This window comes from Streptomyces sp. NBC_00443 (assembly GCF_036014175.1).
In the GTDB taxonomy this organism is placed as follows: Bacteria; Actinomycetota; Actinomycetes; order Streptomycetales; family Streptomycetaceae; genus Streptomyces.
On record NZ_CP107917.1, the window covers coordinates 2,986,480 to 3,008,404 of the forward strand.

11 protein-coding genes and 1 pseudogene are annotated in these 21,925 nt (G+C 73.3%); 10 read left to right on the top strand and 2 right to left on the bottom strand.

What is annotated here, in order from left to right; translation table 11 throughout:
• Window positions 1-32 precede the first annotated feature (32 nt).
• The 6 genes and pseudogenes from OHO27_RS13095 to OHO27_RS13120 all read left to right on the top strand — a co-directional run.
• The gene (locus OHO27_RS13095; protein WP_328423456.1) at window positions 33-4,784 is read left to right on the top strand and encodes a non-ribosomal peptide synthetase; all 4,752 of its coding nucleotides are present in this window, start codon (window positions 33-35) and stop codon (window positions 4,782-4,784) included.
• Window positions 4,784-8,656 carry a non-ribosomal peptide synthetase gene (locus OHO27_RS13100; protein WP_328423458.1) on the top strand — a complete coding sequence of 1,291 codons (3,873 nt, stop codon included), beginning with the start codon at window positions 4,784-4,786 and terminating at the stop codon, window positions 8,654-8,656. Before OHO27_RS13095 ends, OHO27_RS13100 begins: the two co-directional genes overlap by 1 nt.
• A complete protein-coding gene (locus OHO27_RS13105) occupies window positions 8,646-11,951 on the top strand; it encodes a non-ribosomal peptide synthetase (protein WP_328423460.1) in 3,306 nt (1,101 codons plus the stop codon). Before OHO27_RS13100 ends, OHO27_RS13105 begins: the two co-directional genes overlap by 11 nt.
• Entirely contained in the window at window positions 11,948-14,017 is a 2,070-nt protein-coding gene (locus OHO27_RS13110) for a beta-ketoacyl synthase N-terminal-like domain-containing protein (RefSeq protein WP_328423462.1), read from the top strand. Before OHO27_RS13105 ends, OHO27_RS13110 begins: the two co-directional genes overlap by 4 nt.
• Complete coding sequence (locus OHO27_RS13115) at window positions 14,014-14,772, top strand: thioesterase II family protein (RefSeq protein ID WP_328423464.1); 759 nt, start codon at window positions 14,014-14,016, stop codon at window positions 14,770-14,772. The genes OHO27_RS13110 and OHO27_RS13115 overlap by 4 nt, the downstream gene beginning before the upstream one ends.
• A gap of 136 nt (window positions 14,773-14,908) precedes the next feature.
• Window positions 14,909-16,156, top strand: a pseudogene (locus OHO27_RS13120) (beta-ketoacyl-[acyl-carrier-protein] synthase family protein); the annotation flags it as partial.
• A gap of 13 nt (window positions 16,157-16,169) precedes the next feature.
• Here the strand turns inward: OHO27_RS13120 and ku are convergent.
• On the bottom strand, window positions 16,170-17,219 hold the full coding sequence (ku, locus tag OHO27_RS13125) for a non-homologous end joining protein Ku (protein ID WP_328423466.1): 1,050 nt from the start codon (window positions 17,217-17,219) through the stop codon (window positions 16,170-16,172).
• A 71-nt stretch (window positions 17,220-17,290) separates the two neighbouring features.
• Between ku and ligD the strand changes: the two genes are divergently transcribed.
• Window positions 17,291-18,172, top strand: a complete 882-nt coding sequence (ligD, locus tag OHO27_RS13130; protein ID WP_328423468.1) for a non-homologous end-joining DNA ligase — start codon at window positions 17,291-17,293, stop codon at window positions 18,170-18,172.
• A gap of 158 nt (window positions 18,173-18,330) precedes the next feature.
• Here the strand turns inward: ligD and OHO27_RS13135 are convergent, their stop codons facing one another.
• A complete protein-coding gene (locus tag OHO27_RS13135; RefSeq protein ID WP_328423470.1) occupies window positions 18,331-19,140 on the bottom strand; it encodes a nuclease-related domain-containing protein in 810 nt (269 codons plus the stop codon).
• 113 nt (window positions 19,141-19,253) lie between these two features.
• On the opposite strand from OHO27_RS13135, the gene OHO27_RS13140 reads away from it, so the two are divergent.
• The 3 genes from OHO27_RS13140 (at window position 19,254) to OHO27_RS13150 (ending at window position 21,837) form a co-directional block, all read left to right on the top strand.
• Window positions 19,254-19,760 carry a protein-tyrosine phosphatase family protein gene (locus tag OHO27_RS13140; RefSeq protein WP_328423472.1) on the top strand — a complete coding sequence of 169 codons (507 nt, stop codon included), beginning with the start codon at window positions 19,254-19,256 and terminating at the stop codon, window positions 19,758-19,760.
• Window positions 19,761-19,852: 92 nt separating this feature from the next.
• On the top strand, window positions 19,853-20,605 hold the full coding sequence (locus OHO27_RS13145; RefSeq protein WP_328423474.1) for a hypothetical protein: 753 nt from the start codon (window positions 19,853-19,855) through the stop codon (window positions 20,603-20,605).
• Window positions 20,602-21,837, top strand: a complete 1,236-nt coding sequence (locus OHO27_RS13150) for a HAMP domain-containing sensor histidine kinase (protein ID WP_328423476.1) — start codon at window positions 20,602-20,604, stop codon at window positions 21,835-21,837. The genes OHO27_RS13145 and OHO27_RS13150 overlap by 4 nt, the downstream gene beginning before the upstream one ends.
• Window positions 21,838-21,925 lie beyond the last annotated feature (88 nt).

The following is a 21,925-nucleotide window of genomic DNA, read 5'->3' on the forward strand; positions in this document are numbered from 1 at the left end:
GAGGATTCCGCAAGGCTCCGGGAGGACGTGGCGTGACGGAAACAACGGGGGCGGCCAGGGCGACCGGTGCCTCGATGGCCGAGCGGTTCGGCGCGCTCAGCGGTGAGCAGCGCGTCCGGCTGATGCGCCGGCTCGTGGAGTCCGGGCAGCTGGGGCTGATCCCGGCGGTCGTGCCACGCCGGGACGGGGACGGTCCGGTGCGGCTCAGCCCCGCGCAGGAGGACCTGTGGGTGTACGAGTCGCTGTATCCCGGCACTCCGGCGCTCAACCTGTGCAGCGCCTACCACTTCGACAGGACCGACGAGACGGCCGCGCCAGTCGACCCGGACCGGCTGGAGTCCGCGCTCACCCTGGTCCGGTCCCAGCACGACATCCTGCGGGCGCGCATCGGCGGCGAGCCGGGCGCCCTGTACGTCACCTTCCCGCCCGAGGACCGTTTCGTCCTGGAGCGGGAGGACCTGCGCGGCACCGGCACCACCATCGGGGAGGCCTTCGAGACCTTCCGGCGCCGCTCCTTCGACCTGGCCGGCGGACCGCTGATGCGGGCCCGCCTCGTCACCGTCGACGAGCGGCGGACCACGCTGATGCTGGGCCTGCACCACGTCATCGCCGACTGGTGGTCCTTCGACGTGCTCCAGGCCGAGTTCGCCGAAGCCCACCACACCACCGGCAGCGGAAGCGGTATGACCACGTCCCGTCCGCTCATCCAGTACGCCGACTTCGCCTCCTGGCAGGGCGAGTTGGAGGAGGCCGGCGTCTTCGCGGAGCGGCTGGACTTCTGGCGCCGCTACCTGGCGGAGCCGCCGGGCCCGCTCACCGTGCCGGGCAGCCGTAACGACACCGGCGACGAGATCGCGCAGATCCCCTTCCGCGTCGACGCCCCGACCGCCCGGGCGATCCGGGCCCTGGCCCGGGAGCGGGGGGCCTCCGTCTACGTCGTCCTGATGGCGGCCTTCGCGGTCCTCGCGCACCGCCTCACCGGCGCCGACGACATGGTGCTCGGCACCCCGACCGCCAACCGGGCCGCCAAGGGCCTGGAGCGGGTCATCGGCTACGTCATGAACGCCATCCCGACCCGCTGGCGGATCCGGCCCGGGGACTCCTTCGCCGACGTGCTGTCCCGGTTCGCCACCGACTTCCCCGAGCTGATGGCCAACGCCGACGTGCCCGTGGGCCGGATCGTGTCGACGGTCGCCCCCGACCGCAGCGCCGGGCGCTCCCCGCTGTTCCAGTGGGTGTTCATGCACCTCACCCAGCAGCGCAGCGTCGCCGCGCTGCGGGAGTTCAGCGAGCCCGAGCGGATCCACACCGGCGGCGAGCACGACCTCGTGGGCATCGTCCGTGACGCCGACGACGGGGCGATGGACGGCAGTTTCGAGATCCGTACGGCCCTCTTCGGCGCCGACACCGTACGGCACTGGACGGACGCCTACCTGGAGCTGCTGCGCCGCTTCACCGCCGACCCCGAGGTGCCGCTCGCCGAGGTCGGCCTGGTGCCGGAGGCCGACCGGCGCAGGCTCGCGGGCCTGGCATCCGGCGCCCCCGCCCCCGAGCCGCTGGCCCTCCCCGACCTGGTGGCCCGGCAGGCGGCCCGCACTCCCGACGCGCCCGCGCTGGAGGCCGCATCGCTGGCGCTGACCTACGCCGAACTCGTCGACCGGGTTGACCGGTTGGCCGCGGTGTTCGCCGAGCACGGTGCGGGGCCGGGGGAGGTCGTGGCTCTCGCGCTGGGGCGCACCTCGGCGATGGTTCCTGCGTTGCTGGCGGTGCAGCGGGCCGGGGCGGCGTATCTGCCGATCGACCCCGAGTATCCGGCGGAGCGGGTTTCGCTGGCGCTGGGGGATGCGGCGCCGGTGTTGTTGGTCGTGGGTGAGCGGGGGGTGCCGGTCGACACGGATGTGCCGACCTTGGCGTTGAGCGATTCGCTGGAATTGCCAGGACAGTCTGTTGACCGTCTGCCGCGCCATCGTGGCTGGTCGCGCCCACGCGGCGGTAGCCGCCAATCGTTGACAGCCCCGCGCCCCTGGGGGGCGTTCGAACCGGCCTACGTCATACACACCTCCGGATCCACCGGCCGTCCCAAGGGCGTCCTCGTTCCGCACACCGGTGTGGCCGCCCTCGCTCAGGGGCTCGTGGACGGCATGGCGCTGACCCCGGAAAGCAGGGTCCTGCAGCTCGGGTCGCCCGCGTTCGACATCTCCGTGGCCGAGATGTGCATGGCATTCGGCTCGGGCGGGACGCTGGTCGTGCCGCCCGAGGGGCCGCTCGCCGGGCAGGGGCTGGCCGATGTGCTGACCGGGCTGCGGATCAGCGCCGCGATGCTGCCGCCCTCGGTGCTGGCGACGGTCCCCGCCGGGGAGTACCCGCGGCTGCGGTCGCTGGCCGCGGGCGCGGAGGCGTGCCCGCCGGAGCTGGTGGCCCGCTGGGCGGTCGGCGGACGCCGGTTCCACAACGCGTACGGGCCCACCGAGTTCACCGTCGCCGCCACCGTCTCCGGCCCGCTGACCGGTGACGGCACGGCCCCGCCCATCGGCGCCCCGCTGCCGGGCACGCGGGCGTACGTGCTCGACGGGCGGCTGCGGCCGGTGCCGCCCGGCGTGAGCGGCGAGCTGTATCTGGCGGGTCCGGGGGTGGCGTACGGCTATCTGGGCCGGCCGGGGGCGACCGCCGAGCGGTTCGTCGCCGACCCGTACGGGGCGCCCGGCGCGCGCATGTACCGCACCGGGGACCTGGCCCGGCGGCGCGACGACGGGCAGCTGGAGTATCTGGGCCGGTCCGACGACCAGGTGAAGATCCGGGGTCAGCGCATCGAACCGGGCGAGATCGCGGCCGTCGTCACCGGGCACCCCTCGGTGGAACAGGCCGTGGCGGTCGTACGCGAGGACCGGCCGGGCAGGCCGCGGCTCGTCGCGTACGTCGTCGGCGCGTCCGGCACCGAACCCGCGCCGGACGCGCTGCTGGCGTACGCCGCCGGGCGGTTGCCCGCCGCCATGGTGCCGGCCGACGTGGTGGTGCTTCAGGCGCTGCCGCTGGCACCCAACGGCAAGCTGGACCGGGCGGCGCTGCCCGTGCCGGGGACGCGTCCCGGCGGTGCCGGTCGGGCGCCGGAGGGGGTCCGCGAAGTCACCCTGTGCGCCCTGTTCGAGGAGGTGCTCGGCGTCGAACGGGTCGGTGCCGACGACGACTTCTTCCGGCTCGGCGGCGACAGCATCATGGCGATCCAGCTTGCGGGGCGCGCTTCGGGGGCGGGGCTCGGCATCACCCCGCGTGAGGTCTTCACGGCCCGTACGCCTGCCGCACTCGCACTGACGGCGCGGGCGGTGACGGACCGCAGCACGGAATCGGGACCGGATTCCGGTACCGGGCGCTTCCCGCTCACGCCGGTCATGCGCTGGTGGCGTGAGCAGGGCGGCGGGGACGCGGCGGCGTTCACGCAGTCGATGGTGTTCCCGGTGCCGCGGGACGTGACCCCGGAGCGGGTCGAGGCGGCGGTGCGCGGGCTGGTCGAGCGGCACGGTGTGCTGCGGATGCGGCTCGTGGACGGGGAGTTGGAGGTTCCCGAGGACGTTCCCGGGGTGGCCGTCGACCGTGTCGAGGTGCCCGTCGGAGCCGATCCGCGGGAACGGGCCGAGGAGTTGGCGGCGTCGGTACGGCTCGACCCGGAGAAGGGCGAGATGCTGCGAGCGACCTGGCTGGACGCCCCAGCAGCCGGGCAGTCGGGCCTGCTCCTTCTGACCGTGCACCATCTGGCGGTGGACGGGGTGTCCTGGCGGCTGCTGGGTCCCGAACTGGCCGCCGGGCTGGCCGGGGAGCCGCTGCCTCGGAGCACGGGTACCTCCTTCGCGCGCTGGGCACGGCTGCTGGCGCAGGAGGCGGTGCGGCCCGAGCTTGCCGACGTGGAGTGCGCCTGGTGGGAGCGGATGCTGACCGGCCCGGACGCGCGGATCGCGGGCGGGCGGGGTGTCGGCGCACGCCGTGCCGTGCTCACCGTCGAGCTGACACCCGAGGTCACCGAGGCGGCCCTGTCCGAGGTGACCGCGGCCTTCCACTGCGGCCCGGACGCCGTACTGCTGACGGCGCTGGCCGCGGCCGCGGTGCGGCGACGGGGCGAGGGCTCCGGCCTGCTGGTCCACCTGGAGGGCCACGGCCGCGAGGGGCTCTCCACGCCGGCCGACATCTCTCGTACGGTCGGCTGGTTCACCACCCAGTACCCGGTCCGGGTGGACGCGGGGACCGCGCTCGGCCCGGACTTCTGGCAGCCCGCGCAGGACGCGGCCGGAGAGGCGCTCAAGCAGATCAAGGAGCAGGTGCGCGCGGTCCCCTCGGGTGGCCTCGGCTGGGGTCTGCTGCGCCACCTCAACCCGGACACGGCCCCGAAGCTGGCCGCCCTGCCCGTCCCCGACCTGCGCTTCAACTACCTGGGCCGGTTCTCCGGCAGCGACACGGCCGACGGCGAGCTGCTCGGCATGGCCGCGGAGGCGCTGCCGCTCGGGCACGCGGTGGAAGTGGACGCGCTGGTCCTGGAGCAGGGCGCCGGGCGGCTGTGTCTGAGCGCCGGGTTCTCGTACGCGCGCGGCGAACTCGGCGAGGACGAGGTCCTGGAGCTGGCCCGGCTGTGGTGCGAGGCCATCGAGGTGCTGGTCGAGCACACCCGCCGGGACGGCACGGGCGGCCACACCAGCTCCGACTTCCCGCTCGTCGACCTGTCTTCCGGTCAACTCGCTCTGCTGGAGGATGACTTGGAATTCGAGCCGGCCGACGAGGACAGCGAGGGGGACGACTGATGGGCGGCCGTATCGCGGACGTGCTGCCGCTTTCCCCCGCTCAGGAGGGGCTGCTCTTCCATGCTCTGCGTGATCCGGAGGGCCCCGACCCGTATCTGGTGCAGGCCCGGTTCCGGATCGCCCCCGGTGTGACGGCCGAGGCGGTGCGGGCCGGGGTGGCCGGGCTGCTGGAGCGGTACCCGAATCTGCGGGCGTGCTTCAGGCACGAGCACGTCGACCGGCCGGTACAGGTGATCCCGCGTGCGGTGAAGCTGCCCTGGACGGAGACCGACCGCACCGGGCGCACACCGGACGAGACGGAGGCGGAGCTTGCCCGTCTCATGGCCGAGGACCGGCGCCGCCGCTTCGATCCGGCCCGGCCGCCGTTGGTACGGGCCACCCTGGTGCGGCACGACGAGGGTGCCGATCTGCTGCTGACCTTCCACCACATCCTGCTGGACGGCTGGTCGCTGCCGTTGCTCGCGCAGGATCTGCAGGCGCTGGCGGCGGGTACCGGGGCGCTCTCACCCGCCGCCCCCTTCAAGCAGTACCTGGTCTGGCTGAACGGTCAGGACCAGATCCGCGCGGAGGCGGCCTGGCGCGAGGCGCTGGGCGGGCTCACGCGACCGGCGCTGCTGTCGCCGCAGGGACCCGACGGCCCCGAGGAGACGGTCGACATCGAGCTGACACCCGAGCTGACGGCGGCCGTCACCCGGCGTGCCGCGGACGCCGGCGTCACCGTCAACACCGTCGCGCAGACCGCCTGGGCCCTGGTGCTGGCCCGGATGACCGGCGCCGAGGACCTGGTGTTCGGCGCGGTCGTCTCCGGTCGGCCGCACGATCTGCCCGGTGTCGAGCGGATGGTGGGGCTGTTCATCAACACCCTGCCCGTGCGGATCGGGCTGCGCCCCGGCGAGGACGTCGACGAGCTGCTGGCCCGCGTCCAGGACGAGCAGTTGCGGCTGGCGCCGTATCACCACGTACGGCTCTCGGAGGTGCAGCGGGCGGCCGGGGCGGGCGAACTCTTCGACACGGTACTGGCGTTCGAGAACTTCCCGCGCACCGAAGGGCCCGCCCCGGCCGTCGAGCTGGTCGAGACACGGGACGCGACGCACTACCCGGTGACCATCGCCGTCGTCGCCGGCGAACGGATGCTGCTGCGGGTCAGCTGCCGCCGGGGCATCCCGGCGCCCACGATCGGCGCCCGCCTGGCGCACGCCCTGGAGGCGCTGGCCTCCGCTCACGGGACGCCGGCCGACCGGCTCGACGTCCTCCCGCCGCAGGAGCGTCGGCAGCTGCTCGCCCTCTCCGACGGGCCGGTGCGTACGGTGCCCGCGACACTGAGCATCCCCGGGCGCTTCGCCGAGCAGGTGGCCCGTACGCCCGACGCGCCCGCCGTCGAGTCCGACGGCGAGGTGCTGACGTACGGCGGTCTCGACACGGCGTCCGACGCGCTGACGGGCCGGCTCCGGGAGGCGGGGGTACGGTCCGGCGACACGGTGGCGCTGCCGCTGGCCCGGTCCGTGTCCATGGTCGTCGCGCAACTGGCGGTGCTGAAGGCGGGAGCGTGCTGTCTGCCGCTGGATCCGGGGACTCCGGCGGGGCGGTTGGCGGCGCTCGTGGAGGCGGCGGGGGCACGCGTGGCGATGGTGGCGACCGAGGTGAACCTGCCGGATGGCGTACGGGTGTTGGACCTTGGCGAACCCGATGCCACCGCGCACCCGCCGACGACGCCCGTACACCCGGAATCTCCGGCCTGTGTGATGTACACCTCCGGCTCGACGGGCGAACCGAAGGGCATCGTCACCCCGCACCGAGCCGTCGTCGAACTCGCCGCCGACTCCCGCTTCACGGACGGCGCTCACGAGCGTGTGCTCCTGCACAGCCCGCACACCTTCGACGCCGCGACCTACGAGACGTGGGTGCCCCTGCTGAACGGCGGCACCGTGGTGGTCGCCCCGTCCGGCCCGGTCACCCCCGACGTACTCAAGAGGCTGCTGCCCGAAGCGCGCGTCACGGCCGTGTGGCTCACCGCCGAACTCCTGCGCACCGTCGCCGAGATCGCGCCCGAGGTGCTCGGCAGTGTGCGGGAGGTGTGGGCGGGCGGGGACGTCCTCGCGCCCGAGGCGGTGCGCCGGGTGCGCGAGCTCTGCCCGGGCACTCGGGTCGTCAACGGCTACGGCCCCACCGAGACCACGGTGTTCGCCACGGCCCACGGCGTGACCGGTGACGTCGGCGCGGCCGTGCCGATCGGCCGGCCCCTCGACAACACCCGCGCCCACGCCCTGGACCGCCTCCTGCGCCCGGTACCGGTGGGAGCGGTCGGCGAACTGTACGTCGCCGGCACCGGGCTCGCCCATGGATACCTGAACCGCCCCGGCCGGACCGCCGAGCGCTTCGTCGCCGACCCGTACGGCCCGCCCGGCGCCCGGATGTACCGCACGGGCGATCTGGTGCGCCGGCTCCCGGGCGGTGACCTGGAGTTCATGGGCCGCGGCGACGACCAGGTCAAGGTGCGCGGCTTCCGGATCGAACCCGGCGAGGTGGAGGCCGCCCTTGCCGCCTGCCCGGGCGTGGAGCGGGCCGTGGTCGCCGCGCGGCCCGGGCCGGACGGCGGCAAGAGGCTGGTCGCGTACGTCGTGGGCGGCGACCTGGATCTCGTACGGGAGCACGCGGCGCGCACGCTGCCCGCGCATCTGCTGCCGTCGGCGTGGGCCCGCCTGGACGCCGTACCCCTGACCGCGCACGGCAAGGTGGACCGGGCCGCGCTGCCCGAGCCCGAGCCGGAGGGCGGCCGTCGGGACAGTGGGATGCGGATCGCCCGGCCGGGGCGCGAGCAGCGGTTGTGCGCGCTGTTCGCGCAGGTGCTGGGCGTCGACGGGCTCGGCCCCGACGCCGACTTCTTCGCGCACGGCGGCCACTCGCTGCTGGCCCTGCGCCTGACCGCGCGGATCCAGGCGGAGCTGGGCACCCGGGTGCCACCGGCCGTGCTGTTCGAGGCACCCACACCCGCCGCACTCGCCGCCCGCCTGGCGACAGGGCAGGCGCAGGACCGGGACGACGAGGACGCCTACGCCCCGCTGCTCACCCTGCGCCGCGAGGGAGACCTGCCCCCGCTGTTCTGTCTGCACCCGGGGCTGGGGCTCGGCTGGGCGTACGCGGCGCTGCTGCCGCACCTCGCGCCCGGGCGGCCGGTGCACGCGTTGCAGACGCCGGTGCTGCACGGCGAGCAACTGCCGACGACGATGTCCGAGTTGGCCGAGAACTACCTGTCGCGCATCAGGGCGGTGCGACCGCACGGGCCGTATCTGCTGCTCGGCCGGTCCTTCGGCGGGCCCGTCGCCCATGAGCTGGCGGTGCGGCTGCGCGCGGCCGGCGAGGAGGTCGAGCTCGTCGCCGTGCTGGACGCGATGCCGAAGCCGCCCGAGGTGGCACGCGTACCGCTGGACCCGGCGATCGTTCAGCAGGCCGCGCTGGGCAGCCTGCTGCGCAACGCGCTGCCCGGGGTCGCGGCCGGGCCGGGACCGCTGGAGCGGGCCGAGGTCGTCGCACGCGTCCACGCGCACAGCGCCCTGCTCGCCGACCTGGACGAACGGCGCCTCGACACCCTGGTGGCCGCCATGGAGCGGTTCATCGAGCTGGCCCGCGCCTGGCAGCCGTCGCCGTACGACGGCCGCGTGACCCTCTTCTCGGCCACCCGCTCGGCGGAGGCCACGACCGAGGAGAAGTACGCGGCGTGGCAGGCCTGCTCGGCTGGGGTGGACGTACACGAACTGGACTGTGAGCACAGCGATGTGCTCACGGCGGGGCCGGTCGGCGAGATCGCCACGGCCGTGGAGAACGTACTGGCAAGGAACCGCACGGGGGACGGAGCACAGGCAGATGGACGCTGACGACATCGGTACCGGGACCTCTGAGGAGTACGAGTTCCCGACCTCGGACGCGCAGGCCCGGCTGCTCGTCCTGGACCACATGGACCCGGGCAGCGCGACCTACCACGTGCCCGCCGCCTTCGCCGTGCGCGGGCCCTTCGACATGGCCGCCTTCGGCCGTGCCCTCGACGCGCTCGTCGTCCGGCACGAGTCGCTGCGCACGGTGTTCCGCACCGGCACCGGCGGAGTGCCGGTGCAGATCGTGTCGGCGGCCGGGAGGGCCGAGCCGCGCGTGGAGCGCGATGTCCCCGTGGCCGAGGTGGACGACCGGATGCGCGCGGAGGCCGCCCGCCCCTTCGACGTGACGGCCGGCCCGCTGCTGCGCTGCACGTTGTACGCCGTGGCCGACGGCAGCCACCGCATCCTGCTCGTCGCCCACCATCTGGTCTGCGACGGCTGGTCGCTGGGCGTACTGCTGCGGGAGCTGTCGGCCGGCTACGAGGACGAGACCAAGGGGCTGGCCCACACCCTGCCCGAACTCGCCCTCCAGTTCCCGGACTTCGCTTCCTGGCAGCGCGAGCGGCAGGCGGGCGGCGAGTACGCCGGCTCCGTCGCGTACTGGGCCGAGCGGCTGCGGGGCGCCGCCGAGACGGTCCCGCTGCCCTTGGACCGGCCGCGCGGTGCGGTCCGTTCGGCGGCGGGCGGCACCGAACGGTTCACGCTGCCGGCGGGGGTCCGCGAGCGGATCGCCGAGACGGCACGGGCGCGCGGTGGTACGCCGTTCATGGCGGTCTTCGCCGCGTACGCCGCGTTCGTGAGCCGTCTGTCGGGCTCCGAGGACCTGGTGATCGGCTTCCCCGTCTCCGGCCGGGACCGCCCGGAACTCCAGGACCTGGTCGGCATGCTGACCAACACCCTGGCCCTGCGGATCGACCTGTCCGGCGACCCGTCGTACCACGACCTGATCGACCGCCTGCGCGCCGCCCTGCTGGACTCCCAGCCGTACCAGGACGCCCCCTTCGAGGCCGTCGTGAACGCGGTCGCCCCCGCCCGCGAGATCAGCCACGACCCGGTCGTCCAGGTGGTCTTCGGCTACGACGACGACACCGAACTGACGCTGCGCCTGGCCGGCGCCGAGACCGAGCGCGTCCATGTCGGCCTGGACACCGCGAAGTTCGACTTCCACCTCCAGGTGGAGCGCTGGGGCGAGGATCTCGCCGCGTATCTCATCCACCGCAGCGCACTGTTCGAGGCGGAGACGGTACGACGGTGGGTACGGTGCTTCGAGACGCTGCTGGGGCGCTTGCTGGACGCGCCGGACGCCCCACTGTCGATGATCGACATGCTTCCGGAGGACGAGCGGGCCGCGCTGCTCACGCCGCGCACCGCAACGCCCTTCAGGGGCGCGGGGCTGTCATCGATGTGCGGCTACCGCCGCGCGGGCGCGACCAGCCACAACGCACCCGCAGCCGCCGGACAACACAACGCGGCACCCGCCGGAGCGCGCTTGGTGCCCGACCTCGTGGCGGACCGAGCCTGCGAACGCCCGGAGGCCACCGCCCTCGTCTGCGGCACCCTCCGCCTGACGTACCGCGAACTCCTGGACCGCGCCGACACCCTCGCATCCCGGCTCCTGGCGCGCGGAGCTCAACGCGGAGACCGGGTCGGCCTGCTACTCCCCCGCGGCGCCGACATGGGCATCGCCGCCCTCGCGGTGCTGCGCGCGGGCTGCGCGTACGTACCGCTGGACCCGGCGCACCCCGCGGCCCGCCTCGCCTACATGGTCACCAACTCGGGCACGTCCCTGCTGCTGACGGCCGAGGAGACCACGAGCCTGACGGCGACGGACGTCCCGGAGCTGCGCGTGGACGAGGCCACGGAGGCGGCACCCGCGTTCACCCCTGTGACGTGCGCCCCCGGCGACCTCGCCTACGTCCTCTACACCTCCGGCTCCACCGGCGTCCCGAAGGGCGTCGCCGTCGAACACCGATCGCTGCTGAACCTCGCGATGAACGTGCGCCCCGTGTTCCCGGTGACCGCACAGGACCGCGTCCTGCAGTTCGTGTCGTTCGGCTTCGACGTGGCCGTGTCCGACCTGTTCTTCCCCTGGGTCGCGGGCGCGGAACTGCACATCGCGCAGGAGGACGAGCGACTCGGCGAAGCACTTCAGGCACGGCTCAGGGACTCCCGCATCACGTACGTCTTCCTGCCGCCGTCCGCCGCGATGACCCTGCCCCGAGCCGCTCCGGGCGCCCTGCCCGAGCTGCGCACGCTCGCGGTCGGCGGCGAGGCGTGCCCGGCGGAGCTGGTGGAGCGGCTCGGCGAGGAGGGCCGCCGGATCGTCAACGCGTACGGCCCCAGCGAGGCCACGGTGTACTCCACCACGGCCGATCTGCATCCGGGCGAGCCGGTGGTGATCGGTCACGCCGTGCCCGGCTCCCGCGCCTACGTCCTGGACCGCCGGCTGCGCCCGGTCCCGGTCGGCGTGACCGGCGAGCTCTACGTCGCCGGCGCCACGCTGGCCCGTGGCTACATCGGCCGGCCCGGCATGACCGCCGAACGGTTCGTCGCCGACCCGTACGGCCCGCCCGGCAGCCGGATGTACCGCACCGGGGACCTGTGCCGTGTCGACGCGCACGACGTGCTGCACTACCTCGGCCGCGGGGACTCCCAGGTGAAGCTGCGCGGCTACCGGATCGAACTGGGCGAGATCGAGGCCCTCCTGGCAGGGCATGCCGACGTCACGGTGGCCGCGGCCGCGGTGCGCGGGGAGGGTGCCGGGCAGCGGCTGGTGGCGTACGTGGTCACCACCGCGGAGATGCCGGACGCGGTGCTGCGTGCCCACTTGGCGGAACGGCTCCCCGGCTACATGGTGCCGGATGCCTTCGTACGCCTGCCGGAGCTGCCGCTGAACCGCTCCGGAAAGATCGACCGGTCCCGGCTCCCCGAACCCCCCTCGTCACGGCCGGCGTTGAGCGAGTCGTACACCGCTCCGGGCACCGTGACCGAACAGCGCGTGGCCGAGGTCTGGCAGCAGGTGCTGACCCTCGACCGGGTCGGCGTGCAGGACAACTTCTTCGACCTCGGCGGCAATTCGGTACGGCTGCTGGCGGTGCTCGCGGCGCTCCAGGCGCTCCCGGAGCACCGGGACCTCACTCTGGTCGACCTCTTCCGGCATCCGACGGTGGCTGCCGTGGCGGCCCACCTCGACAGTACGGCCGAGAACACCGCACCCCGCGAGGAGGCCGCCCGGCGCGGCAGCGACCGCCGGGCGGCCCTGCAGAAGATCCGTTCCAGGAAGGGCACGACACGATGACGACCGAGGAAGTCCCGATGCAGGATCTCGAATCCGCGGTGGCCGTCATCGGCATGAGCGGCCGCTTCCCCGGCGCGCCGGACCTGGAGTCCTACTGGGCCAACCTGCGCGACGGCGTCTGCTCCCTGTCCACCTTCACCGAGAAGGAGTTGCTCGCCGACGGCGCGGACGCGGCGGAGGTGCGCAATCCCGCGTACGTGGCCGCGCAGGGCCGGCTCGCGGACGCGGACCGCTTCGAGGCGGAGCTCTTCGGCTTCAGCCGCACGGAGGCTGCGGCCCTGGATCCGCAGCACCGGGTGCTGCTGGAGACCGCCTGGTCCGCCCTGGAGGACGCGGGCCACGCCCCGCTGAACGCCCCCTCCCGCACCGGCGTGTACATGGGGGGCAGCCCGACCGAACACGCCCTGGCCGCCGGCACGGACGCGGCGCTCGCGGCGTCGATCGGCGCCCTTCAGGTCCGTATCCTCACCGACCGCGAGTTCCTGGCACCGTGGATCTCGTACCGCCTGGGTCTGGACGGCCCGAGCATGACGGTTCAGACGGCCTGTTCGACCTCGCTCACGGCGGTCCATCTCGCCGTGCAGGCCCTCCTCCTCGGCGAGTGCGACACCGCGCTCGCGGGCGGCGTGGCCATCGGCAGTGTGCGCAAGCAGGGCTACGTCCACTACCAGGGCGGGATCTTCTCCCCCGACGGCCGCTGCCGCCCCTTCGACGAGAAGGCGGCCGGCACGGTGCCGGGCAGCGGGGTGGGCGTGCTGGTGCTGCGCCGGCTGGAGGACGCGCTGGCCGACGGTGACCCGGTGCGCGCGGTGATCCGGGGCACGGCGGTCACCAACGACGGTTCCGGCAAGGTCGGGTTCACCGCTCCTGGGGTGGACCAGCAGACGGCCGCGATCACGGAGGCGTGGGCTGCGGCGGGGCTGGAGCCGTCGGCGGCACAGTACGTGGAGGCGCACGGGACCGGGACGGAGCTGGGGGACCGGATCGAACTGGAGGCGGCGAGCGCGGCCTTCGCGGGCGGTGACAGCACCGGCACGTATGGCGGGGTCGGCATCGGCTCGGTGAAGTCGAACATCGGGCATGCGGACGCGGCGGCCGGGGCGGCGGCACTGATCAAGACGATCCTGATGCTGGAGAACGCCACGCTGGCCCCGACGGTGGACGTCACCAGCCCGGTCACCGCCCTCCGGGACTCGCCGCTGCGGCTGGTGACGGAGGCGCAGGAGTGGCCGGACAGGGCGGGCCTGCCCCGGCTGGCGGGCGTGACGTCGGTCGGGATCGGCGGCACGAATGTGCACGTGGTGGTGCAGGAGGGGGTGGAGCGGCCGGCCCGACCGGACACGGCCTCGCACCCGCTGGTCCTGCCGCTGTCGGCCCGCACCGAACCCCAACTCGCCGCTCTCGCAGGTCGGTTGGCGAGTCGACTGCGCGACGCGGACGCCCCGCCCCTGGCCGATGTCGCCCACACCCTCCGCACGGGCCGGGTCGCGATGCCCGTACGCGGCTATGTCGTGGCCGCCGAGGCCCGGGAGGCCGCCGACAAGCTCACGGCGCTGGCCGGAGGCCACCGGGACACCACGACCGACCCCCGGGGCGAGGCATGGCTCAGCGGCGAGGAGGTGACCTGGCCGGCCCCCGACGGTGACGTACGGCGGGTGTCGCTCCCGACATACCCGTTCGCGGGTGACAGCCACGGCTCACTGACGCTGAGGCGGCCGCCCGCGGCGGCGGAAGGGACGGCCGAGGCGCCCGACCTGCCCGCACCGGCACCGTCGCCGGAGAGCGAACTCGAAGCAACAGTGGCCGAGTTGGTGATCGAGGCGCTGGATCTCAACGGCGTCGCCGATCTGCGGCAGACCTACTTCGAGGCGGGCGGCGACTCGCTGACGGCCGTCCACCTCGCCGGAAGGCTCCGCGACGAGCTGGGCATCGACGTACCGATCCAGCTGTTCCTCGAACCGATCACACTGAAGGACATGACGAACCGCATCATCGAGATGAAGCAGAACGGCGACGCCGACGGTGCCCTCGACGCCCTCCTCGCCGAGTTCGAGGCGGAGTCATGACCGTCCCGCTCCCGGACAGCCGAACCCGATGGCTCAGGGGGGTGAGCGCGCCCGGCGCGAAGATCCGCCTGGTGTGCTTTCCCCATGCGGGCGGCGCGGCGGGCTTCTTCCGCGACTGGGCCACGCTGACGCCACCGGAGATCGAGGTCGTGTCGGTGCAGTACCCCGGCCGCCAGGACCGCTTGTCCGACCCGTGCGCGACCACGATGGAGGAGCTGGCGGACGCGATCACCACAGCCCTGCTGCACGAGGTGGCGGACGACCTGCCGCTGGCCTTCTTCGGCCACAGCATGGGTTCGTCGGTGGCGTACGAGGTGGCCCGCCGCCTGGAGGACGTCCCCGGCCGCACCCTGGCCCGCCTGATCGTGTCGGGCCGCACCCGGCCCCTCGTCCCGCAGGAGCAGGCGCCGCGCCCGCCCCAGACCGACACCGAGATCCTGGATCACGTCCGGCGACTGGACCCCGAGGGCGCCGCCGTCTACGAACACCCCGCGCTGCGGCCGGTGATCATGCCGGCCCTGCGCGCGGACTTCGGGCTGCTGGGGAAGTACCGCCCGGCTCGTCTGCACCGACTGGGAGTTCCGGTCACGGCCTGCGGCGGCGACCGCGATCCCGCTTGCACGATCGAGGACCTCTCGGCATGGGCGGACGTCACGACTGAGGGGCTGGACGTCCGGGCCTTCGAGGGGAACCACTTCTATCTCAACCCGCACAGAGAGGAGTTGATCGCGCTGATCACCTCGCTGCTGATGTGAGGCGGCGCGTCGAACGGACGTACAAGAGGTGACGTGCAAGAGCTGAGAAAACTGGGCATGTTTCCCCTTCAACGACCTGAGGGGGCATGCCCCGATGAGCGAGGCCGCCGCACGCGAGGCCGCCGCACCCACGCCCGCACCCCGCAGGGTCGTCGTGACCGGCCTCGGGGCGATCACACCGCTGGGTGTCGGGGTCGCCGAGCTGTGGCGGGGGCTGCTCGACGGGCGGCACGGGATACGGGAGTTGGAGGGCGAGGAGTTCGCCGGGCTGCCCGTGCGGATCGCCGGGGTCGTGCCCGTGGACCCCGCCCGGCTGCTGACCCGGCCGGTGGCGCGGCGGATGAACCGTGCCGCGCAGTTCGGGGTGCTGGCCGCCCGGGAGGCGTGGGCCGACGCGGGGTTCGCCGAGGGCGGCACGCGGGAGAGCGGGGTCGAGCCGGAGCGGGTCGGGGTGAGCCTGGGGGCCATTCTCGGTGACGCGTCCGTACTGGTCGGCGGGGACCGGAAGTTGCGGGAGAAAGGGCCGCGCGCGGTCTCGCCGCTCACCACCCCCATGACAGTGCCCTCGCAGGCGGCCTCCCAGGTGTCGCTGGACCTGCACATCACGGGCGAGGCGAGGACCGTGACGAGCGCCTGCGCCTCGGGAACCGAGGCCATAGGGCAGGCGATCGACCGCATACGGTACGGGCAGCTCGACCTCGCTCTCGCGGGCGGCGCCGAAGCCGTCGTCACCCCGGCGATCATGGCGTCCTTCGCGGCGATGCGGGCCCTGGCCGACGGGGACCCGTCAACCGGCTCACCCTCCCGGCCCTTCGCCAGGGACCGGGGCGGATTCGTCAACGGCGAGGGAGCCGGGATCCTCGTACTGGAGGCCGAGGAGCACGCACGGGCGCGTGGCGCGCGGATCTACTGCGAGGCCGCGGGCTGGGGCCTGTCGGCCGACGCCCACCACATGGCCGCACCCGACCCGTCCGGCAACGGCGTCGCGCTGGCCCTGCGGCGGGCCCTGCGGGATGCCGGGGGCCGTGTCGCCGACGTCGTCCACGTGAACGCCCATGCCACGGCCACGATCGAGGGTGACCTCGCGGAGGCGGGCGCACTGCGGGCGGTACTCGGGCGACGGCCCGTACCGGTCACGGCTCTCAAGGGGCACCTGGGGCATCTCCAGGGGGCGGCGGGCGGGGTCGAGGCCGTCGCCGCCGTACTGACCCTGCATCACGGGGTGGTGCCGCCGACCGTCGGGTGCGGGGAGGTCGACGACGCGATCGGGCTGGACGTGGTGAGGGGGGTGCCGCGGGCCCTGCCGGTGGACGGAGACCTGGTGCTCAGCAATTCGTTCGGGTTCGGTGGACACAACGCGGTGCTGGCGCTGCGGCGGAGATAGGGGCGCGGAGACTTCAGGCCGTGCGCTTGCGTGACGCCGTCTTCTTGGCCGTGGTCTTCTTCGCGGTGCTCTTGGCGGTGCTCTTCGCCGTCGCCTTGGCCGCTGTCTTCTTCGCGCCCTGGGCCGTCTTCGCGGTCGACTTCCTGGCCGACGACGCGGTCTTCTTGGCCGCCGCCTTCTTGGCCGCCGCCGTCGACTTCTTGCCCGCCGCCTGCTTGGGCGCCGCCCGGGCCGTCTTGCGCTGGGGCAGGGACCTGACCTCCGCCTCCGCCTCCCCCGGCTCTTCGCCGCGCGACTCCTTCGCCGCCCGCACACTCTTCTCCAGGGCCGCCATCAGGTCGAGGACCTTGCCGGACTTCGCCGGTTCGGGTGACTGCGGCGGGGCCTCGCCGGCCGCCTTCGCGGCGACGACCTCCTCCAGGGCCTCGCGGTACTCGTCGTGCAGCTCATCGAGCTCGATCTCACCGAGGGTGTCCATCAGAGCGTCCGCGAGGTCCAGCTCCTTGTCGTTCACGGTGACGTGCGCGTCCGGCGCGACGCCCTCCGGTGCCCGGACCTCGTCCGGCCACAGCAGCCCGTGCATGGCGATGGCGTCCTCGACCACGCGCAGCATGCCCAGGCGTTCACGGCCGCGAAGCGCGTACTTGGCGATCGCCACCTTCTGGCTCCGCTTCAGCGCCTCCCGCAGCAGGGTGTACGGCTTGGCCGCGGGCGCGCCGCCCGCGGCGAGGTAGTACGCGCTGTCCATCTGGAGCGGGTCGATGCTGTCCGCGGGCACGAACGCCACGATCTCGATCGTCTTCGCGGTCGGGAGCGGCAGGTGCGACAGGTCCTCGTCCGTGATCGGGATGATCGTGCCGTCCGCGTCCTCGTAGCCCTTGCCGATCTCCGCCTGGGTGACCTCGCGGTCCTCCAGTTCGCAGACCTTGCGGTAACGGATACGGCCGCCGTCCTCCGTGTGGATCTGACGGAAGGCGATCGAGCGGTTCTCCGTGGCGTTCACGAGCTTGATCGGGATGCTGACCAGGCCGAACGAGATGGCGCCGTTCCAGATGGATCGCACGTGCAGCACCCTTTCGATCGGTTTGCCAGGATCACCCGGACATCCTCCATATTTTCTGGAATTCTCATCGTATGACGCCGATCACAGAGGTGGAGGGGCGACGGCTGGCGCTCAGCAATCTGGAGAAGGTGCTGTATCCGGCGACCGGCTTCACCAAGGGCGAGCTGCTGCACTACTACGCGACCACGGCCGACGCCCTGCTGCCGCATCTGCGGGATCGGCCGGTGTCCTTCCTGCGGTACCCCGACGGTCCGGACGGCCAGGTGTTCTTCACCAAGAACGTTCCGCCGGGCACTCCCGACTGGGTCACCACGGCCGAGGTCCCCCGTGTCGAGGGGCCGGCCCGCATGGTGTTCGTGCAGGACCTCGCCAGTCTGATGTGGGCGGCCAACCTCGTCACCGAGTTCCATACGCCCCAGTGGGTGATCGAGGCTCCCGGCGAGGCCGACCGGCTGGTCTTCGACCTCGACCCCGGTTCGCCCGCCGGGGTGGTGGAGTGCTGCGAGGTGGCCCTCTGGCTGCGGGAACGTCTGGAGGCGGACGGCATCGAGGCATACCCCAAGACGTCCGGCTCGAAAGGGCTGCATCTTGCCGCGGCCATCCGTCCCGCCTCGTCCGAGCGGGCCACCGAGTACGCCAAGGAGCTTGCCGTGGAGGCCGAGAAGGCCCTGCCCCGGCTGGCGATCCACCGGATGACGAAGAGTCTGCGGCCCGGCAAGGTGTTCGTGGACTGGAGCCAGAATGCCGCCCGCAAGACGACGGCCACGCCGTACACGCTGCGCGCTCGGCGTGAGCCTGCCGTGTCCGCGCCGGTGACGTGGGAAGAGGTGGAGGACTGCCGCTCCCCCGACGCGTTGACCATCCTCGCGCCGGATCTGGCTCCGCGGTTGCAGGACTACGGCGACTTGCTGGCTCCGCTTCTCGACGCGGACGGTGCGGGTTCGCTGCCGTGAGTTTTCCTCGCCCCCGCCGCCCCTACCCGTCCCGTCCCGTCCCGTCCTTGAAGGGGCTCCGCCCCTTCGACCCCGCTCCTCAAACGCCGGAGGGGCTGAGTTTCCAGCGCCGGTCCCGGCATTTCAGCCCAAGGCTCGCGGTGGCCGACCCCCACGACTCAGCCGGCGGCCAGCCACACCCCCCGGTCCCGGGCCATCGCATGCAGCGCCTCCACGTCCGCCGGCTTCAGTACCCCGCCCGTCCGGGCCAGCCCCGTCACCTCCGTGTCCTTCAGGACGCGGACCTCCCGGAGCGGCCCGGTGATGGTCACGTCGGACGGGGCGACCAGGGCGAGGACGGGGTGGACCTCGGCGGTGAGGGCGTGGGAGGCGCGGTCGGCGTCGGCGCGGACGCGGCGGAGCAGGGGGTGGGAGTCACGGCGGCCGAGGGTGACCATCGGGTCGGCGACGGTCACCTTCTGCTTACGGGCGTACAGCGCGTGCAGCGCGAACAGCCCGCCGGGGCCGATCACGAGGTGATGGATGCGGTCGCCGCCGGGCAGCGGCACGGAGTGCAGCGTGTGCCAGCCCGCGCCGTCGAGCCGGTCCAGCGCCTCCCCGACCGTCTGCTCCGCCGTCAGCGCCCGCTGACGCGGGTCGGGACGGCGAAGTCGGCCGGCGGGTCCCGGGTCCCGGTCGAGGGAGACCAGAAGCGCCTCACCGGGACGGTTGGGCGCCAGGTCGTCGTCCGGATGCAGGGTCAGCCGGGCCAGCTCGGCGGGCGTGGGGACGGGGGGCGGCCCCACCGTCACCGGGCCGGTGACGAAGGGCCCGAGCGCCTCCAGCACATCCTCCCTGCGGTCGTCGCTGAGCAGGTTGATCCGGGCCGCCTCACGGTCGTACCAGGCGATGTTCCGCCCGTCCGTGAGGCAGACGTAGAGCCGCTCCTGGCCGTGTCGCCAGGTCGGTATGACGCGCAGTCCGCTCATGCACCATCACCCCACTGACCATGGGAACAGGCGGGGTGCTGCGCGTGCAAGAACCCGGTTACCTTTGAGAGGAGTTGGGCAGACCCCCCTCGACGGGTGTTGGGGAGGCGCCGTTGCGTACCCGCAGGAAGCAACCCGACGTACCGGCTCCGGACAACCCGTGGAGCGAGATCGTGCCCGGCTTGTGGATGGGCGGTCACGAGTTCCGGGGGCAGTCGGGCCAGGTGGAGTTCGCCGTCGTACGGGACGAGTTCGATCTCGTACAGACTCTGCTTCGCCTGCCCGGCCACGGGCCCGATCCCGGCGTGGCGCACCATGTGTGGCCGATCCCCGACGGACCGCTGGACGGCACCCAGCTCGCGGGGGTGATACGGCTGGCCGAGGCCGCGTGCGAGGCGCTGGACGGGGGTCGCAGGGTCCTCGTCCGCTGCTACCACGGCTACAACCGCTCGGGGCTCGTCATCGCCCACGCCTTGGTGCGCCGGAGCCACTCCGCCGAGCAGGCGATCCGGCTGATACGCTCCCGCCGCTCTCCGTGGGCCCTGCACAACGAGCTGTTCGTCGACTACCTCCGCGCCGGGCTGTCGACGGCCCGGCTCCTTGAGGAGCTCGCCGAGTAACCGTTTCGCCCGTCCGCCCACCGGGTGCGCAAAAAGGACTTCCGTCCGAATAGTGTGTACGGGCCGACCACTACTCGATCCCCAGGAGAACCGTGCCCCGCAGCCGCCCCGCGCGCCTCGTCGTGCTCGTCGCCCTGCTGCTGGCGGCCACGACCGCCTGTGGTGACGCCGGGGAGCTCCAGGGCGCGGGCCCGACCGAGGTCGCGGTGAGCCCGGACAAGCTGTGGCCGAAACTGACACCGGCGTCCAGCCCCGCCTATGTCGTGGGCGAGGTGAACAGGGAGGTCGTGAAGGGCGTCGACCTGCCCGAGGGCGACATCCGCGACGTGCAGCCGGTGGCGGTCGTACGCCAGGAGATCGCCGCCCACCGGGACGAGTACAGCGGCAGGAACGCGATGTACCGCGAGACCGGCCGTCTGATGGCCGACTGCGACGAGGGCGCCGGGCGCGGCAAGTGCCCGGTGCTGCGGCCGTACTACCGGGATCTGACCGGCGACGGGCGACCCGAGCTGACACTGGGCTTCCGGCTGATGCCGGGCAAGACCACCGCGGTGCGCGTCTACACCGTGGAGAAGCACCGGCTCGTGCAGGTGATGGCCTGGGACGACGCCATCAGCGGTGTCGAGCTGGCCGGACGGTCGGTGATCATACGCTCGCCGTCCGAGGTCGCCGGGTACGAGTACCGGCTGCAGTGGACCTGGGACGCGGACCAGAAGGCGATGCTGCTCACGCACGACGAGATGCTGCGCACCGGGCCGCACCAGAAGACGCCCCGCCCCTCGCCCTCACGCTCCGCGTCGCCCTCCCTCTCCCCGTCCGCCACCCCGTCGGCGAGCACCCCATGAGACTCGGGCTCCCCCAGTGGGCCGGCCCGCTCGCCGTCAAGGCCGCCCTCTTCATCACGGTGATGTGCTGCGCGCTCGCCGCACTGCTCGGCATCCTCGTGCACGTCTCGGTGACGAACCAGACCGTCGGCCAGGCCCGCGACCTCGCGCTGTCCCGGCTGGAGGACGCGACGACCGCGTTCGAGGCCGGGGACACCCTCCCGTCCGGCGTCGGCCTGGACCCGCCGGAGCTGCCCGAGTCCCTGCGGGAGCTGGCGGTGGCCGGGGAGCGCGCCACGATGGTCGCCGACCACCGGGGGCGCCCCACGATGTGGGCGGCGGGCCCCGCCGACGGCGAGCGGGCCCTCGCGGTCGAGGTCGACTACTCGCAGCAGGCCCGCACCATCGAGGGGCTGGACCGGGCGATCGTGTGGTCGTCGGCGCTGGCGATCGGGGCGACGGTGCTGGTGGGCGCGTTCGCGGTGACGCGGGTGACGCGCCGGCTGCACGCCACGGCCCGGGTGGCCCGGCGGATCAGCGGGGGCGACCTGGACGCCCGGGTCGACGATCCCCGTACGAAGGATCCGACCCGCCCGCAGGACGAGGTGGCCTCCGTTGCCGCCGCCCTCGACTCCATGGCGTCCTCGCTGCAGGGCAAGCTGCTCGCCGAGCAGCGCTTCACGGCGGACGTGGCACACGAGCTGCGCACGCCCCTGACCGGACTGCACGCCGCGGCCGAGCTGCTCCCGGCGGGGCGCCCGACCGAGTTGGTGCAGGACCGGGTGGCGGCGCTGCGCACGCTGACCGAGGATCTGCTGGAGATCTCGCGGCTGGACAGCGGACGTGAGCGGTCGGAGCTGGACACCGAGCCGCTGGGGGCGCTGGCCGAGCGGGTGGTGCGGGCGTCCGGGACCGGGACCGAGGTCGTCGTCGTACGGGACGCCGTGGTGGAGACCGACCGGCGGCGGCTGGAGCGGGTGTTGGGGAATCTGGTGGCGAACGCGCACAAGCACGGGCGCGGGCCGGTCGTCCTGACGGTGGACGGGCCCGTGGTGACCGTGCGGGACCACGGCGTGGGCTATCCGGAGTACCTCGTCGCGCACGGGCCGCAGCGGTTCCGTACGGAGGGGGGCTCCAAGGGGCACGGACTCGGGCTGACCATCGCGTTGGGGCAGGCGGAGGTGCTGGGCGCGCGGCTGACGTTCACCAATTCGGCGGACGGCGGAGCCGTTGCGACGCTGACGCTCCGCTAGGAGCGATCGCGGACAGGGCGCCCCTCCTCGCTCCATCGGCCCCAAGCCACGCTGGTGCGGAGCCGTAAGGCACACAAGACGGACTAAT

What these genes read in the sequence shown, in the direction of transcription:
- OHO27_RS13100 (WP_328423458.1), top strand. Translation starts at nt 4,784, where the DNA reads ATGGGCGGCCGTATCGCGGACGTGCTGCCGCTTTCCCCCGCTCAGGAG.
- OHO27_RS13105 (WP_328423460.1), top strand. Translation starts at nt 8,646, where the DNA reads ATGGACGCTGACGACATCGGTACCGGGACCTCTGAGGAGTACGAGTTC.
- OHO27_RS13110 (WP_328423462.1), top strand. Translation starts at nt 11,948, where the DNA reads ATGACGACCGAGGAAGTCCCGATGCAGGATCTCGAATCCGCGGTGGCC.
- OHO27_RS13115 (WP_328423464.1), top strand. Translation starts at nt 14,014, where the DNA reads ATGACCGTCCCGCTCCCGGACAGCCGAACCCGATGGCTCAGGGGGGTG.
- ligD (WP_328423468.1), top strand. Translation starts at nt 17,291, where the DNA reads ATGACGCCGATCACAGAGGTGGAGGGGCGACGGCTGGCGCTCAGCAAT.
- OHO27_RS13135 (WP_328423470.1), bottom strand. Translation starts at nt 19,140, where the DNA reads ATGAGCGGACTGCGCGTCATACCGACCTGGCGACACGGCCAGGAGCGG.
- OHO27_RS13150 (WP_328423476.1), top strand. Translation starts at nt 20,602, where the DNA reads ATGAGACTCGGGCTCCCCCAGTGGGCCGGCCCGCTCGCCGTCAAGGCC.